Origin of the sequence: Shewanella mangrovi, assembly GCF_000753795.1 — a bacterium.
GTDB lineage: Bacteria > Pseudomonadota > Gammaproteobacteria > Enterobacterales > Shewanellaceae > Shewanella > Shewanella mangrovi.
The window spans coordinates 50,712-67,281 of sequence record NZ_JPEO01000002.1 but is presented as its reverse complement, the minus strand read 5'-3'; the positions used below and the strand labels follow the sequence as shown (position 1 = coordinate 67,281).

Sequence of the window (16,570 nt, the reverse complement as noted above, 5' to 3'; positions counted from 1 at the left end):
TCCTAGCATTTTTCATTGCTCTAATGCTAACTGAAATGTGGCTATCGAGGGAATTTGATTTGTAAATCAATTTATCGCCATTGAAGTTTTCATAATCAATGAAATCTACACCTTAGGTGGCATTGAGAAGCTAGGGCATTACCGCTATGCTTGATTCAAACAATCGTTTGAATAGGTGAGTGATGACACCAAATTTAGCAATGTTGCAGCCACTTGATTTGGGCTTTTGTCAGTTGAAAAATCGCGTGGTGATGGGGTCGATGCATACTGGTTTAGAAGAGGAAAAGCACGGCTTTGAAAAGCTTGCTGTCTTCTATCAAGAACGGGTGCGTGGCGGCGTTGGCTTAATTGTTACCGGCGGTATCTCGCCAAACTTTCGCGGCCGTCTAACGCCGGGCGCCACCCAATTAAGCTTTCCATGGCAAGTGGCTAAACATCGGATTGTCACCAAAGCCGTTCATGCCGATGGCGGCAAGATTTGTATGCAATTGCTGCATGCTGGACGCTATGCTTACCATCCGTTTTCGTTAGCACCTTCTGCGCTCAAGTCGCCCATTACGCCGTTTACGCCTAAGGCAATGTCTGTTCGACAGGTGAAAGGTACCATTAAAGATTTTGCCCGTTCCGCCAAACTTGCGCAAAAAGCGGGTTATGACGGAGTTGAAGTGATGGGATCAGAAGGATACCTGATCAACCAATTTATTAGTCGACACACTAATCAGCGCGATGATGACTATGGCGGTAGTTTTGCAAACCGTATGCGGTTTGCCATTGAGGTGGTGAATGCTATACGCGCCGCCGTCGGTGACGAGTTTATTATCATCTTCCGCTTGTCGATGTTGGATCTGATTGATGATGGTTCCAGTTGGGATGAAGTCGTGCAACTTGCCAAAGCTTTAGAGCAGCAAGACGTGAATCTTATTAATACGGGGATTGGTTGGCACGAAGCGCGTATTCCAACAATTGCGACGAGTGTGCCCCGGGCTGCTTTTACGTGGGTAACGGAGAAACTTCGCCATGAGGTCAGTGTGCCATTGATAGCTACGAACCGTATCAATACTGTCGAAGTGATAGAGCAGATTTTACGCACGGGGCAAGCCGATATGGTGTCGATGGCGCGGCCGTTGTTAGCGGACCCTGAATTTGTGCAAAAAGCAGCGGCAGGACATCGCGAGCTCATTAATACCTGTATTGGCTGTAATCAGGCATGTCTTGATCATACATTTAAGCTGCAGCGTGCCACATGTCTGGTAAACCCCAGAGCAGCTTATGAAACAGAATTGAATTTCCCGTTAACAACAAATCCTAAGCATCTTGCCGTAATTGGTGCGGGGCCTGCGGGGTTAGCATTTGCAGTATACGCAGCGCAGCGGGGGCATCAGGTAACGCTGTTTGAAGCACGCGATGAGATTGGCGGGCAATTTAACCTCGCGAAAAGCATTCCCGGCAAAGAAGAATTCCATGAGACCTTGCGCTACTTTAATGCTCAACTGGCGCGGCTTAACGTGAATGTGAAGCTCAATACGCGCTTTGATGCCAATGAGGTGAAGGGTTTTGATGAGCTGGTTGTTGCTGCGGGTGTTGTGCCGCGGCAACTGTCGATTCCGGGTATCGATCATGCGAAAGTGATCAGTTATCAGCAGTTGCTGCGAGGCGAGAAACAGGCTGGCACTAAAGTAGCGATAGTTGGCGCCGGAGGCATAGGTATCGACGTTGCGCATTTTCTGGCTGAAACGCATTCAGCCACACTTGCCCCTGATAGGTGGTATGCTCGTTGGGGCATCGACAAACAATACCAGTATGCTGGCGGCTTAACTCACGCTCAATCAAAATGCGAAGCGGAGGATGAGCAACGCACACTCTATCTGTTGCAACGTAAAACTTCGGCTATCGGAAAAGGTCTCGGGAAAACAACGGGATGGATCCATCGGGCGATGCTTAAATTGCATCAGGTAAAGATGTTCTCTGGTGTCGAGTATCAGGCTATTGATGATGCGGGGTTCCATATTCAACACGATGGACAAAGCAAATGCCTTGAGGTGGATAGTGTGGTGATTTGTGCCGGGCAGGAGTCGAACCGTCAGTTAGTCGATGAATTGCAACATTGCCGCAAGCCTGTGCACCTGATTGGCGGTGTCAAAGTCGCAGCGGAGCTCGATGCCAAACGCGCGATAAGAGACGCTGCCTTATTAGCCGCAAAAATATAAGGTGCGCTATTTATCATGCTCGCTTTGCTGTCCGGCTGCCAACAATGGCATGCCGGATGGTGGCAACATGCCTCGTATGCCTCGGCTTAATCGCAGTTGTTGTAAATCCAGCGTCCGTGCCAGCGGCGTAAATTTTACGCCGGGATGCTGCAGGTATTCACTGACAAGGTTAAAACCGCCAGCACAGCGTAGCTGTTGATACTGCCAGCCGATCGCATATGCGGGAAACTGATGTTTCAGCGTAACTTGTGGCCATTGCTGTTGAAGTCGCTGCTGTTCAATATCAGTCAACGGCGCCGTGATTAAGGTGATTGGTATATCTGTATTGCTTGGCATAAGCTCAGCAAGCTCACCGATATCTGAATGAATGATCAACACCCCCGGCTCAGTAACAGCGGTACTCGCCTCCGGCGGTGTACCAAGCAAAGGCAACCAGTAGCGTACGCCGGTGAGATGAGCAAGGGCGAATTCCTGATCTTCTGCCGGCCATTCACAATACCAAGTCTGACGATAACTCGGTATCGCGTTAATACCTCGTTGATACACCTGCCAGTTAAGTAATCTCGATACATAAACGCGATTGGCGGGTAGGCTAATATGTCCCAGTTCGCCCATAATGCCAGCGGGAAAACTGTCGACAATGAGACTACTGACAGCGTAGTTTCGCAGTACTTTAGTCAGCCAGCCGGCCAAAGATCCAAGATCTGTGCAGTTATCTTCAATTGGCAGGTGCTGAATATGGTCTGGTAATGGCGGTGTTAAGGTGAGGGGACTGGTAACGACTATGCCCGAAGCACCGATATAACGCATGACTTTAAGTGCGCGGCTAAGATGCCCTAAACCGCCGCCGGGGGCGTAATAAAGAATGGTCAATTCAGCGCTGCTCCTTGCGAGACTGCAATACGGTTTGTTCAATAGCGCCTAAGTACCGCTGCGCTTCCTGTTCAGCGTTATATTCATTGACGACGAGTTGTTGCAGACGTTGCGCTCGCTCTGCAACGAGTTCCTCGTTGCTATTTAACCAGTGTTGTAAATTGGCCGTCAATGATGCGTTATCCGCGGCATCGAAAACCCAGCCTGTATTCTCGTTCAGCAGATCGGCCATTCCACCACAATGCGCTCCCAGCACCGGACGTCCAAGACTTGCTGCCTCGAGCAGCACATTGGGCGTACCATCGTAAAATGAAGTGATCGCCACCAGATCGCAGGCGAGATAACGCGCTGGCAATTCATAGCGGTCTAGCATTACTTCATGGCTCCAGCAGCCGGCGGGCAAGGTGGCGAGTAGCTGTTGCGTGTCGTTATCTAACTCTCCAACTAATAATAAATGCACCTGGTGTTGAAGGTGTTGTTGTCTCGCTAACGTTTCAATGAAAAAGGGAATACCTTTCTTGGCTTTGAGATGGCCAATAAGGCCTATTACCCGGCAAGAGGGGGGCAATCCTTTGTCGCGGCGCCATTTTGTAGCTTGCTGTTGATCAAAAGGCAATATGCGCCATTGCTGTAAATCGATTCCATTGCCGATATTTTGTGTATAAGCAGTTGGTAGCAGGGCATTAATTCGAAGCGCTTTATCTTGGCTGACGGTCAAAATGGCGTTACTGGCTTGCAGTACGGTCATGAGCATCGTACTGCGACGTGGGTCGAGAATATTGATGTCGAAGTCGTTGCCACGGATTAAGGTCACAAGCGGACGCTGTAACCATTTCGCAAATACATAAGCGCCGTGCATTGCCCATGGAAAACCATAGCCCACTACTGCATCAAACTGCTGCGGTTGCACTCGTAGCCACAACAGGTTAAGACTATGCGCTGCATTGTCGCCAAGAGCAAAACGTTGGTCGGTGCCTCGTTCAGGACTAAAGTAAGTTTGCTTGTTCGGACCGTCACGTTTTAAGTGGTACAGCGTAATACTGATTCCTAAATGGCGCAGATGTGACACGATGCGATCACAAGAAAGCGCCATGCCTCCCGATGCGGGAGGATAATGTTGAGTGAGCCACAGCAACCTTAGTTTAGCTGTCATAGATATCCCGGTATTGATAGTCTTCCGCACTCATCTCTTCTTCATCGACTAAAGGTAAATCAAACGCGGCGTAATCAGCATCAGTGAACTCACCGGTATAGCTGCCATGGGTTCTATGGGTTTGATACCAATCCTGAGTAAAATAGAATTGTTTCATACCAAATCCGTTGTAGTTATCCGCACCTTGGGAAAGTGCATTCGTGCTTTCGGGAGCAATGTGTTGTGCCGCGCAAGACAAACATATTGATTGCTGTTCATTCCAATGCTCGCGACAGACCGACTTTTGACATTCTGAGCAGGTGGCAATAGCCGGGTTTTGGCAATCAGCCATAGTGAAAAAACCATACTTCAATTCACAGTGGCTCATGCAGCTGCTCCGAATGTCTTAACTTTGGTTTGTTGATAAGCTTTAGCGACAGTTTTGAGTAGGTTTTCTGCGTCAACATACTTAGTCTCGCCGTCATATTTCAGTTTGAATTGGGTCACGATTTTTTGCTGTCCATGTTGAGTGACACATTTGCTATCTGCTGCCAGCTTGCCGTTGCGTTTAATGTATCGAGCATCATTTAAATTCAGGCTGACACGAATATTGCGTCTGCCTTTGTATTTAATCTTGGTCTTGCGTCGACCACTACGACTAATCTTCTTGCAGGTGCGCTTGCAGAGCACATCATCGATGCGCATGGATACCTGATTGCCATCTTTAAATTGTGCTCTTAGTTGTAACAGTGGAATATCAAAAAATTCGAGCGTAGTACGACTGTCAGGTTGGCGTCTGCGGCTTACCTGACGCGCAGTAGTGGGGCGAAGATCGAGCTTTAGCTTAATAAAGCGGGTTTCCAGCGCCAACACCTGAAATAGTTTCACTAGGCCAGTACGCACACTGTTATCAACATCCATAAGGCGACAGTATTTCAGGCGTATCCAGCTATAGAGTAGTGCGACAAATAACAGCAACATTAACGACGTATAACCTAGGCCAGCCAGAAAAAATACTCCGAGGATATTGAGCACAATCAGCCATGTACGCTGCTTGCGATAAAAGCGCCGCAATTCAGAGCCCAATACATCGAGCTGAATTAACCGCTGGAAGAATTTTTGCCAGTAGGCGGCCGAATGGCCCGCATCAAGCTGTTGAGTGCGGACAAAGCGTCGCTCCTCATCTGTAAGGCTGGCATGTAACTTTTTTAAGGCGCGGTAACGTCCCTCAACGTTAAACAGGTTCACTGAGGAGGCATTCATTTTGAGTCCTTGTTAAAGATGAATGAGGTGAAGCTAATTGTTGATAGAGCTGTTGTAGTTGCTGGTTAATGGAGTGCCATTGAAAATACTGCGCGATATGCTGTTTGCCCGCTCGTCCAAGTTGGGCCGCAAAATCAGGTTGTGTCAGTAGCTCGATGCAAGCGCGTGCTAAAACCGATGGACGAGCTGGCGGCACTAACAGGCCATGTTGATTGTGGCGGAGCAATTCATGTACGACCGGAATGTCCGATGCAATTACCGCTGTACCACAGGCCATTGATTCAATTATTTTCAAAGGGCAACAACCTTGCAGCATGTTGCGTTCACAGGCGGCAAGTGGCGCTATGGATGCGGTTGCTTGAATAATTTTGCTTCTTAGTTGTGCTTGCGATAATCCAAAGTAAAGTTCAATACAATCGTCAAGCTGCAAAGCCCTAATTTGTTGTTTAAGTTGCTTTGCATGGCGATTATCTAACGACAAGCACATGACTAACTTCATCGGCAGCTGCCGTCGAACAATAACGAGCGCTTGCAGCAACGTGTGTAGTCCCTGCCAGCGTTGTGCGCCGCCAAAGTAGATGAGTGACGGGATGTTGCTTTGTGGATGGTTACTGAGCTCTTGTGCTGAAGCAACAGTGGCGCCATTTGGTAGATAGTACACCGGAGTGTTCGTGAGACGTTCAAGTCGTGCTTTGGTCAGTCGAGATGGCGTCACTATAATATCGGCACTGTCTAAACAGCGTTGTTCCCAGTGTTTTATGCGCGCTAAGGTGCTAGCGGAAAGCGACAGATGGATTGGCAGTTCGATACTCGGTAAAGCGTTGACTTCATAAACCAGTTTTAGTGACGTGCGCTGCGATTGTTTAAAATCGATAAGGGGCACTCCAGCCCATGGATCGCGGAAATGCGCGATATTGAGCTGGTGGCCATAGCGATGTAGCAATACGCGCAATTGATCTGCGTAAGCCATGGCGCGGAGTAACACATTTTGCGGCAGTCCTGCGGTGTTGCTGCGTAACAAGGTGACAACGACGTCGCCAAGGACTTCTTGGGCGAAAGGGGCAACACCATCATCTCCTGCGACATATAACAAGCCATCACCGCTGTATTGAAACAGGGTGGTTGCCATTTGTTGAATATGAGTTGAGGCACCTTTGGGCAGGGGAAACCGATCGAATGCCGCGTATAAACTGGTAAACGGTGTTATTGAATCCTTCATACAACGAGCAAAAATAACATTCCTTGTTATCGCAGCGACCGTCTAGACCGACGATGTGTGCGAGCTAATCAACCGTAGCTGTGTTGGTAAACTGGCGGCATGTTTGCGCCGTCACTGGAGAGTTCCAGATCGAGATCTTCATTTGGAACACAACAGCAGGGCAAGCATTCGTCGGCAGCTAACGCAGCCAACGGTTCGGTAACATAACGTACCGAGCCACTACGAATTTTGGTGCGGCAAGCGCCGCAGAAACCACTGCGGCACTCGGAGAAAATACGCACTTTTTTATCTTCAAGGATCTCTAGCAACGTGCGTTGCTCCTGCTGCCAATTCCATAGCAGCAGCGGTTCACCTTGCAGATAAACAATCGGGCGCTTTTTAAAGATCAAAGTCGGAGAACTCATTTTCATCAACGGCCGAATCAATTTGGCCTACCAGATAAGAAGACACTTCCACTTCCTGTGGTGCGACTTGGACTGAATCACTTTCCAGCCAGTTCTTCATCCACGGTAACGGGTTACTGCGCTCTTGATATGGAACCGCTAAGTTGACCGATTTCATCCGTTCATTAGTGATGTACTCAACGTAGTGGCACAGAATTGCTTCGTTCAAGCCGATCATTGAACCATCTCTGAACAGATATTGAGCCCACGCTTTTTCCTGTTCGGCGGCGCGATAGAAAATATCGTAAGCTTCTTGCTCGCATTCTTTGGTGATTTCGCCCATCTCAGGATCATCACGGCCAGCTTGCATTAAGTTGATAATGTGCTGGGTTGAATTCAAATGCAGCGCTTCATCGCGGGCAATTAAGCGGATGATTTTCGCGTTGCCTTCCATCAGCTTGCGTTCGGCAAAGGCAAATGAACAGGCAAAACTGACATAAAAGCGAATTGCTTCCAGCGCGTTTACCGACATCATGCACAGGTACAGTGCCTTTTTCAGTTCACGCAATGTTACCGTGACCTCTTCGCCGTTGAACGACAGCGTACCTTCACCATGCAGGTGATAATACTGCGTCATATTAATCAAACGGTCGTAGTAGTTGGCGATATCACCAGCACGCTTGAGGATCTCAGTATTCACCACGATATCGTCGAACACTTCAGATGGATTATTCACGATATTGCGAATGATGTGCGTGTATGAGCGACTGTGGATGGTTTCTGAGAACGACCAGGTTTCGATCCAGGTTTCCAGCTCCGGCAACGATACCAGCGGCAGGAACGCCACGTTAGGTGAGCGACCTTGAATCGAATCCAAAAGTGTTTGGTACTTGAGGTTCGATAAAAAGATGTGCTTTTCGTGCTCAGGTAACGATGCAAAGTCAATTTTATCGCGGGAAACATCCACTTCTTCTGGGCGCCAGAAGAAAGACAGCTGTTTTTCAATCAGCTTTTCAAACACTTCATATTTTTGTTGGTCGTAACGCGCTACGTTAACCGCCTGACCAAAAAACATTGGTTCGCGGGTAGCATCGTTCGGCGTTTGACAGAAAATCGAATAAGCCATAGTCCATTCATCCAAACAGTCGGGGCCAATTTGGCCCCGATGAGTTACTTACTAATTAAATCTTACATGCACCGCCGGCACAGCCGTCGTCTTCTTTCTCGACTGCGGCAAAGTCATCATGTTTGTCTGACGCACCGTCGCGGGTGTTATGGTAATACAGCGTCTTCACGCCAAGCTTGTAGGCAGTTAACAGATCTTTCAGCAACAGCTGCATCGGTACTTTGCCACTTTCATGCTTAGAAGGGTCATAGTTGGTGTTCGCAGAGATCGACTGGTCGATAAATTTCTGCATAATGCCCACTAATTGCAGATAGCCGTCATTCGTTGGCATCTGCCACAGCAGTTCGTAGTTTTCACGTAGCTGTTCAAAATCCGGTACCACTTGTTTCAGTTGGCCATCTTTTGACGCTTTAACGCTGATAAGACCACGTGGTGGTTCAATACCATTGGTTGCGTTCGAAATCTGCGACGAAGTCTCAGATGGCATCAACGCTGACAGCGTAGAGTTACGCAGACCGTATTCTTTAATGTCGCTACGCAGTTGCTCCCAATCCATGTGCAATGGTTCAGAACAGATTTTGTCCAAATCGCGTTTGTAGGTGTCGATTGGCAAAATACCCTGCGCGTATGTGGTCTCGTTAAATAGTGGACAAGCGCCTTGTTCTTTAGCCAACTTCATTGACGCTTTCAGTAGATAGTACTGAATAGCTTCAAACGTCTTGTGGGTCAGGTTATTGCCACTGCCATCAGAATATTTCACACCATGCTTCGCTAAATAGTTAGCAAAGTTAATCACACCAATCCCCAGTGTGCGGCGGTTCATCGACGCTGTTTGCGCTGCAGGGATTGGATAATCTTGATAATCCAACAAACTGTCTAATGCGCGTACGGCTAAGTCCGACAAGCCTTCAATTTCATTCAAGTCTGAAATTGCACCTAAGTTCAGTGCGGACAAGGTACACAATGCAATTTCGCCGTTAGGGTCGTTGACATCATTGAGCGGCTTAGTTGGCAGCGCGATTTCCAAGCACAGGTTTGACTGGCGAACAGGTGCAACCTGTGGGTTGAACGGACTGTGGGTATTACAATGGTCGACGTTTTGAATATAGATACGACCGGTAGACGCACGCTCCTGCATCATCAGTGAAAACAGTTCCACCGCACGCAGTGTACGTTTGCGAATCGCAGGGTCTTGCTCATATTGCACGTACAAACGTTCAAATTCAGCTTGATCAGCAAAGAACGCGTCGTACAAACCGGGTACGTCTGATGGGCTAAACAGGGTGATGTTTTCGCCTTTGATCAAACGTTGATACATCAGCTTGTTGATTTGTACGCCGTAGTCCAAGTGACGGATACGGTTGTCGTCGACACCGCGGTTGTTCTTCAGCACCAGCAGTGATTCAACTTCCAAGTGCCACATTGGGTAGAACAGGGTCGCTGCACCACCACGTACGCCACCTTGGGAGCATGATTTTACCGCGGTTTGGAAATGTTTATAAAACGGGATACAACCGGTGTGGAATGCTTCACCGCCGCGGATTGGGCTGCCCAGCGCACGGATACGACCAGCGTTGATACCGATACCAGCGCGTTGGCTTACATATTTTACAATTGCAGATGAGGTGGCGTTGATAGAATCTAAGCTGTCACCCGTTTCAATCAATACGCAAGAGCTGAATTGACGAGTAGGGGTGCGTACGCCCGCCATGATCGGTGTTGGCAGTGAGATCTTGAACGTCGATACCGCATCGTAAAAGTCACGAATGTATTGCAAACGGGTTTCTTGTGGATAGCGAGCAAATAGACACGCCGCTACTAAGATATATAGGAACTGTGCGCTTTCGTAGACTTCATGTGTCACACGGTTTTGCACTAGATATTTACCTTCCAGTTGCTTAACCGCAGCATAAGAGAAGGTCATATCGCGCCAGTGATCGATATAGCTGTCAAGAATATCCAACTCTTCGGCAGAGTAGTCTTCAAGTATGTGTTTGTCGTATTTACCCAGCTCAACCAGTTTGGTCACGTGCTCACGTAACTTGGGTGGCTCGAATTGACCAAAGGCTTTTTTACGCAGATGAAAGATAGCCAGACGCGCGGCTAAAAACTGATAATCAGGAGACTCTGGCGATATAAGATCGGCTGCAGCTTTGATAATGGTTTCGTGGATAGCTTCTGTTGGAATGCCATCGAAAAACTGCAGATGTGAACGAAGTTCAACTTCAGAAACTGATACGTTAGAGAGGTCTTCAGCCGCCCAAGTGATTACGCGGTGGATCTTATCCAGATCGATTGCTTCACGTGCGCCACTGCGCTTGGTCACTGTCATATTGCTATTCATGGAGTCTAGCCCTGGTCAATTTTCTTATAATGATGGAGGAATCCATCTAACTTCCGATGTAAAACAAAACGTCTTCAACAGGCCTTTAAATTGCCTGTTTACTGTATTCGCTACCAGCGCAACACTTGTCTACTACTTGTGTGTGTGCTTATCGGCGACACACTATATATGGTGTGTCTTTGTTTGATATACATCAAGATAATGAGGTTGAAGGGGATTTGCAAGGGGTAAAAAAGCGCATATCTTGTGGATATCTTGGCACTGCTTTCCTCTCACATTGACCAAGCCCCGTCAATACGCGGGATTGCGGTTGATGGTCGAAAATTGCCCGGTTAGACAAAAACTTTTTGATCGCCAAAATAAGCAGCAAATGTGACAGGATCGTACGCCGATCCTGACGCCGAAAATGATCATTTAGCTGAGCAGAATTTCCACCACATCTGTTGGCTGCGCCAGTTGTAGATCGGCTCCCCAACTCGAAGGAGCGTCATGGTCTGACAAATATCCCCATAAGGCGACAATGCTCGGCATCTCGGCATTACGAGCGGCAATAATATCGCGTTCGGCATCCCCTAAATAAAGGATTTGCGGCGGTGAAAGCGCGAGTTGACTAGCGGCAAGTCGCATCGGCTGAATATCAGGCTTGCGATACAAGGTTGTATCGGCGCTGACGATGCTGTGCATTATGTCGGTGACACCCAACTTGGTCAGTAGTGGCCGAGTAAAACGCGCAGGCTTATTGGTCACAACGCCAACCTTGATGTGCTTGCTCGCTGCAACATCAAGCAGTTCGGCTATGCCATCAAATAGTGTGGCGCAATCACCATTCACATCTTCATAATGGTGAAGTAGTGCCAGCCGCAACTTTTCAGTTTCTTCTGGAGCAAGTCCAGGCTGAGCTGCTTTGGCTAATCCTAGCGAGCCATGGGAGGCAACAGAGGTGAGGTAATGTTCATCAGCGAGGCAGGGCAGCTTGTATTGGTCAAGCGCGCGATACAACGCCTGAATTAAATCAGGCGCGGTATCCACTAACGTGCCGTCTAAATCAAACAACATCCCTTTGGTTGGCGGCAACGGCATAGGTGCTATCCTAGTTTTTGACAGGCAATCATGTAGTTCACTTCGAGATTTTTAGTGTAAGCAAACACAGAAGTGAGCGGATTGTATTTGATGCCAATGGCATCGCGGCAATGCAAATCAGTGTGCTCTACCATATCGATGAGCTCTGAAGGGCGAATAAATTTGTCGTGCTGATGTGTGCCTACTGGCAGCATTTTCATCACATATTCTGCCGCAACAATGGTTTGCAACCATGACATCACATTGCGATTAATGGTTGAGAAAAATACCCAGCCTTCGGGCTTCACCATATCGCAGCATGCACGAATCACAGATAATGGTTCAGGGACATGCTCCAACATTTCCATGCAAGTGACGACATCATACGCCGCTTGATGTGTTTCAGCGTGCGCTTCAGCAGTTTGTTGCAGATAATCGATACTGACGCCTTTTTCTAACGCATGCAGCCGAGCGACTTCTAATGGTTCATGTCCCATATCTAAACCGGTGACGTTAGCACCGATGCGCGCCATGCTTTCAGATAAAATACCGCCACCGCAACCGACGTCTAATACCTGCTTGTGAAAAATCCCGCCCGATTTAAGATCGATATAGTTAAGGCGTAATGGATTCAGCTCGTGCAGTGGTTTGAACTCTCCTTGCGGATCCCACCATCCGGCCGCCATACTTTCAAACTTTGCAATCTCTTGCGGATCAACATTGGCATTCTGGGACATGTAACTCACTCGATTCCTCTCGACTAATATGGCGCCATTATAACCTCAATATTCAGCGCAATTGCCAGTCTAAAACCACAATTTCATCGAGCACATTGTCGCTGTTCAGCAAAGGTTAGCGACTATTTGCTGAACTTAGGTAAGATTTTGAATTACAAATTGTTCATTAATTCGTCGAACCTGTCATATTTCGATTGCTCGAGAGGAAACAGAGCTTACCAGTTCGCAGTTCTGTGATAGAATACGAAATTACGTTTTTCAGGCTCGGCAATGACAAGGATTTAATAATAGTTGTCAGCTAATACAAGGGGATCGAGCAGTTTATGACTGACCAGGCTTCATCAATTTCACCAATAAATATTGAAGACGAACTCAAAAATTCCTACCTCGATTATGCCATGAGCGTAATCGTTGGACGGGCCCTGCCGGATGTTAGGGACGGTCTCAAACCAGTTCACCGTCGCGTGTTGTTTGCGATGAACGAGCTGAAAAACGACTGGAATAAACCATATAAGAAGTCTGCCCGTGTCGTCGGCGACGTTATCGGTAAATATCACCCACATGGTGATAGCGCTGTGTACGACACTATCGTACGTATGGCGCAACCATTTTCGTTGCGTTACACCCTCGTTGATGGCCAAGGTAACTTTGGTTCTATCGATGGTGATGCTGCGGCGGCGATGCGTTATACGGAAATCCGTATGCAAAAGCTGGCACATCAACTGCTGGCCGACCTAGATAAAGAAACTGTGGATTATGTGCCTAACTATGATGGTACAGAGATGATCCCAGAAGTGTTGCCAACCCGCGTACCTAACTTGTTAGTGAACGGTTCGTCCGGTATTGCGGTAGGTATGGCGACCAATATTCCGCCACACAACATCACCGAAGTGATCAACGGTTGTTTGGCGCTGATTGAAGAGCCAGAGCTCTCTATCGAACAACTGATCGAATATATTCCAGGTCCAGATTTCCCAACGGCGGCGATTATCAATGGCCGTAAGGGTATTGAAGATGCTTATCGCACCGGTCGCGGCAAAGTCATCATGCGCGCGCGTGCATCTTTCGAAACCGACGATCATTCTAGCCGTGAACGTATCATTGTCACCGAAATTCCGTATCAGGTGAACAAAGCGCGCTTGATCGAAAAAATCGCAGAGCTAGTAAAAGACAAACGCATTGAAGGCATCAGTGGCTTGCGCGACGAGTCTGACAAAGACGGTATGCGCATTGTGATTGAAATTAAGCGTGGTGAAGTAGCCGAAGTTGTATTGAACAACTTATATGCGCAGACGCAAATGCAATGTTCTTTCGGTATCAACATGGTGGCATTGGCTAACGGTCAGCCTAAGTTGTTTAACCTGAAAGAGATGCTGGAAGCCTTTATTCTACACCGCCGTGAAGTGGTGACTCGTCGTACGGTTTACGAATTGCGTAAAGCCCGCGACCGTGCTCATATTCTGGAAGCACTGGCGGTTGCGCTGTCTAACATCGACCCTATCATTGAACTGATCAAAGCATCTCCAAGCCCAGCTGAAGCCAAAGTTGGTTTGATGGCACAAGGTTGGGAGCTTGGTAACGTTCGTGACATGCTGGAAAAAGCCGGTGATGATGCGGCGCGTCCAGAGTGGTTAGAACCTGAATACGGTATTCGTGACGGTCTCTACTACCTGACAGAACAACAAGCGCAAGCAATTCTGGATCTGCGTCTGAACAAACTGACCGGTCTGGAACATGAAAAAATTCTGCAAGAGTATGTCGACCTGCTCGATATCATTGCCGGTTTGTTGCACATCCTGCGCAGCCCAGCTCGCTTGATGGAAGTGATCAAAGAAGAACTAGAACAGGTCTTAGCTGACTTTGGTGATGAACGTCGTACTGAAATTACCGCATCCAGCGCAGATATCAGCTTAGAAGATTTGATCACCGAAGAAGATGTTGTTGTTACCTTGTCACACTTAGGCTATGCCAAGTATCAGCCGTTGACCGACTACCAGGCACAGCGCCGTGGTGGTAAAGGGAAGGCGGCTACTAAAGTGAAAGATGAAGACTTCGTAGAACGGCTGTTAGTGGCAAATACCCACGACACCATTCTGTGCTTCTCTGACTTCGGTAAGCTTTATTGGATGCGTGTGTTTGAGTTGCCGTTAGCCAGCCGTCAATCGCGTGGTAAGCCAATTGTGAACTTACTGCCACTGTCCGAAGGTGAGCACATTACTGCGATTCTGCCTGTACGCGAGTATGAAGAAGGCAAGTACATCATCATGGCAACCTCCCACGGTACTGTGAAGAAAACGGCACTGACTGAATATAGCCGTCCACGTAGCAACGGTATCATTGCGGTTAACCTGAAAGATGGTGACCAACTGATCGGTGTCGATATCACCGACGGTAGCAATGAAATCATGCTGTTCTCTGATGCAGGTAAAGTTGTTCGCTTTAAAGAAGCAGAAGAGTCAGCCATCGTAGATGAAGACGGTAACCCAGTACTGGACGAAAACGGTGAAGTTCAAATCACCTTCAAAGGTGTGCGTCCAATGGGCCGTAACGCCACCGGTGTTCGTGGTATCAAACTGGAAGACGAGCAACGTGTGGTATCGCTGATCGTACCTAAGTCTGATGACCCAATTCTGACCGTGACTGAAAACGGTTATGGTAAACGTACCGCCATCGATGAATACCCATCTAAGAGCCGTGGCACGAAAGGTGTGGTTTCTATTAAAGTTTCTGAGCGTAACGGCGCGGTTATTGGCGCAGTGCAAGCCGCTGAAAACGATGAAATCATGCTGATCAGCGATAAAGGTACGCTGGTGCGTACGCCAGTGTCAGGGGTGTCTTTGATTGGTCGTAATACTCAAGGCGTAACGATTATTCGTACTGCCGATGATGAACGAGTGGTCGGACTGCAGCGCATTGACGAAATCCAAACTAACGGCGATGATATCGATTCGGAGCTGACTGATGAAGAAACATCAGTTGCTACGCCAGATGAGCCGCAGGATGATGCCGCAGAGTAACCATTCTTAGCAGTGTAACGAGCGTCCGATGAGACGCTCGTTTTATTTATGCCTTATAAATTTCCAAGGAGAAAATCAGTGAGTACGGTGTACAACTTTTGTGCCGGGCCAGCGATGTTGCCCGCTCCCGTTTTGGCAAAAGCGCAGCAGGAATTATTGGATTGGCAGGGGCTAGGCGTGTCGGTGATGGAAGTGAGTCACCGTGGTGCACCTTTTATTGAGCTGGCAACGCAATCAGAAAAAGATCTGCGCTCACTGATGAATATTCCGGACAACTACAAAGTGTTGTTCATGCACGGCGGTGGCCGTGGACAATTTGCTGCTGTTGTAAATAACTTTCTTGGGAACAACGGCCGAGCACTTTATCTGTTAACTGGACAGTGGTCTAAGTCCGCAGCAGAAGAAGCTGTGCGTTTAGTAGGCGAGAGCGCAATTGACACGCTTAACATCGTTGAGCAAGAACAGGGATTGAACAAGGCAGTATTACCTGTTCTCTCTGGGGATGCTGACAAATATCGTTATGTTCATTATTGTCCGAACGAAACGGTTGATGGTATCGAAATTTTTGACACACTTGAAAGCCCATGGCCAATCGTAGCTGATATGTCATCTACCATTATGTCACGCGAGATTGATGTCAGTAAATTTGGTCTAATTTACGCAGGCGCGCAGAAAAATATCGGTCCTTCAGGGTTAACGCTGGTCATTGTTCGTGAAGACTTGCTTGCGTTGCCGGTCGTGCATCCATCTTCTATCATGGATTACCGCATCGCAGCAGCGAAAGACTCGATGTTCAACACGCCGCCAACGTTTGCTTGGTATTTAGCAGCAGAAGTCTTTAAATGGCTGAAATCGAATGGTGGCGTTGCAGCAATGGAGCAAACCAACATCGCCAAAGCTGCACTACTGTATAACTGCATTGATAACCTGTCGTTCTACAAAAATGGCGTGGTTGCTGCCAACCGTTCACGTATGAACGTTACATTCCAATTGACAGATGAATCGCTGGATAAAACGTTCCTGAAGGAAGCGGAAGAACAGGGCTTAGTGGCGCTAAAGGGTCACCGTATTGTCGGCGGAATGCGCGCTAGCATTTATAACGCTATGCCAATCGAAGGCGTACAAAAGCTGGTTGAGTTTATGACAGCATTTGCAGCAAAACATAGTTAATTCAGCTCGGTATTCTCGATATAGAAAAGCGGATGAATGA

The 16,570-nt window shown here is 47.9% G+C and carries 13 protein-coding genes; 3 read left to right on the top strand and 10 right to left on the bottom strand.

Annotation, left to right across the window (positions count from 1 at the left end):
- The first annotated feature begins 182 nt into the window (after positions 1-182).
- On the top strand, positions 183-2,207 hold the full coding sequence (locus HR45_RS02810; protein WP_037439575.1) for an NADPH-dependent 2,4-dienoyl-CoA reductase: 2,025 nt from the start codon (positions 183-185) through the stop codon (positions 2,205-2,207).
- Between the two features lie 6 nt (positions 2,208-2,213).
- Here the strand turns inward: HR45_RS02810 and HR45_RS02805 are convergent, their stop codons facing one another.
- From HR45_RS02805 to ubiG, 10 genes are all read right to left on the bottom strand, one after another.
- On the bottom strand, positions 2,214-3,080 hold the full coding sequence (locus tag HR45_RS02805; RefSeq protein WP_037439574.1) for a hypothetical protein: 867 nt from the start codon (positions 3,078-3,080) through the stop codon (positions 2,214-2,216).
- 1 nt (position 3,081) lies between these two features.
- Positions 3,082-4,233, bottom strand: a complete 1,152-nt coding sequence (locus HR45_RS02800) for a glycosyltransferase family 4 protein (protein ID WP_081933365.1) — start codon at positions 4,231-4,233, stop codon at positions 3,082-3,084.
- Positions 4,223-4,390 carry a hypothetical protein gene (locus HR45_RS19360; protein ID WP_156103993.1) on the bottom strand — a complete coding sequence of 56 codons (168 nt, stop codon included), beginning with the start codon at positions 4,388-4,390 and terminating at the stop codon, positions 4,223-4,225. Before HR45_RS19360 ends, HR45_RS02800 begins: the two co-directional genes overlap by 11 nt.
- A 206-nt stretch (positions 4,391-4,596) precedes the next feature.
- The gene (locus HR45_RS02790; RefSeq protein WP_037439572.1) at positions 4,597-5,475 is read right to left on the bottom strand and encodes a hypothetical protein; all 879 of its coding nucleotides are present in this window, start codon (positions 5,473-5,475) and stop codon (positions 4,597-4,599) included.
- Complete coding sequence (locus HR45_RS02785) at positions 5,447-6,694, bottom strand: glycosyltransferase family 4 protein (RefSeq protein ID WP_052074441.1); 1,248 nt, start codon at positions 6,692-6,694, stop codon at positions 5,447-5,449. The genes HR45_RS02790 and HR45_RS02785 overlap by 29 nt, the downstream gene beginning before the upstream one ends.
- Before the next feature lie 68 nt (positions 6,695-6,762).
- On the bottom strand, positions 6,763-7,104 hold the full coding sequence (gene yfaE / locus HR45_RS02780; protein WP_052074440.1) for a class I ribonucleotide reductase maintenance protein YfaE: 342 nt from the start codon (positions 7,102-7,104) through the stop codon (positions 6,763-6,765).
- Entirely contained in the window at positions 7,073-8,203 is a 1,131-nt protein-coding gene (gene nrdB / locus HR45_RS02775) for a class Ia ribonucleoside-diphosphate reductase subunit beta (protein ID WP_037439570.1), read from the bottom strand. The genes yfaE and nrdB overlap by 32 nt, the downstream gene beginning before the upstream one ends.
- A 55-nt stretch (positions 8,204-8,258) precedes the next feature.
- On the bottom strand, positions 8,259-10,547 hold the full coding sequence (nrdA, locus tag HR45_RS02770) for a class 1a ribonucleoside-diphosphate reductase subunit alpha (RefSeq protein ID WP_037439569.1): 2,289 nt from the start codon (positions 10,545-10,547) through the stop codon (positions 8,259-8,261).
- A 414-nt stretch (positions 10,548-10,961) separates the two neighbouring features.
- Positions 10,962-11,627 (bottom strand): HAD family hydrolase, encoded by a 666-nt coding sequence (locus tag HR45_RS02765; protein ID WP_037439568.1) that lies wholly within the window; start codon positions 11,625-11,627, stop codon positions 10,962-10,964.
- Positions 11,628-11,632: 5 nt separating this feature from the next.
- On the bottom strand, positions 11,633-12,343 hold the full coding sequence (gene ubiG, locus HR45_RS02760) for a bifunctional 2-polyprenyl-6-hydroxyphenol methylase/3-demethylubiquinol 3-O-methyltransferase UbiG (protein ID WP_037439566.1): 711 nt from the start codon (positions 12,341-12,343) through the stop codon (positions 11,633-11,635).
- Positions 12,344-12,666: 323 nt separating this feature from the next.
- On the opposite strand from ubiG, the gene gyrA reads away from it, so the two are divergent.
- Together gyrA and serC are read left to right on the top strand one after the other, a co-directional pair.
- Entirely contained in the window at positions 12,667-15,360 is a 2,694-nt protein-coding gene (gene gyrA / locus HR45_RS02755) for a DNA topoisomerase (ATP-hydrolyzing) subunit A (protein WP_037439565.1), read from the top strand.
- 78 nt (positions 15,361-15,438) lie between these two features.
- Positions 15,439-16,530, top strand: a complete 1,092-nt coding sequence (serC, locus tag HR45_RS02750; protein WP_037439563.1) for a 3-phosphoserine/phosphohydroxythreonine transaminase — start codon at positions 15,439-15,441, stop codon at positions 16,528-16,530.
- The last annotated feature ends 40 nt before the right edge of the window (positions 16,531-16,570 follow it).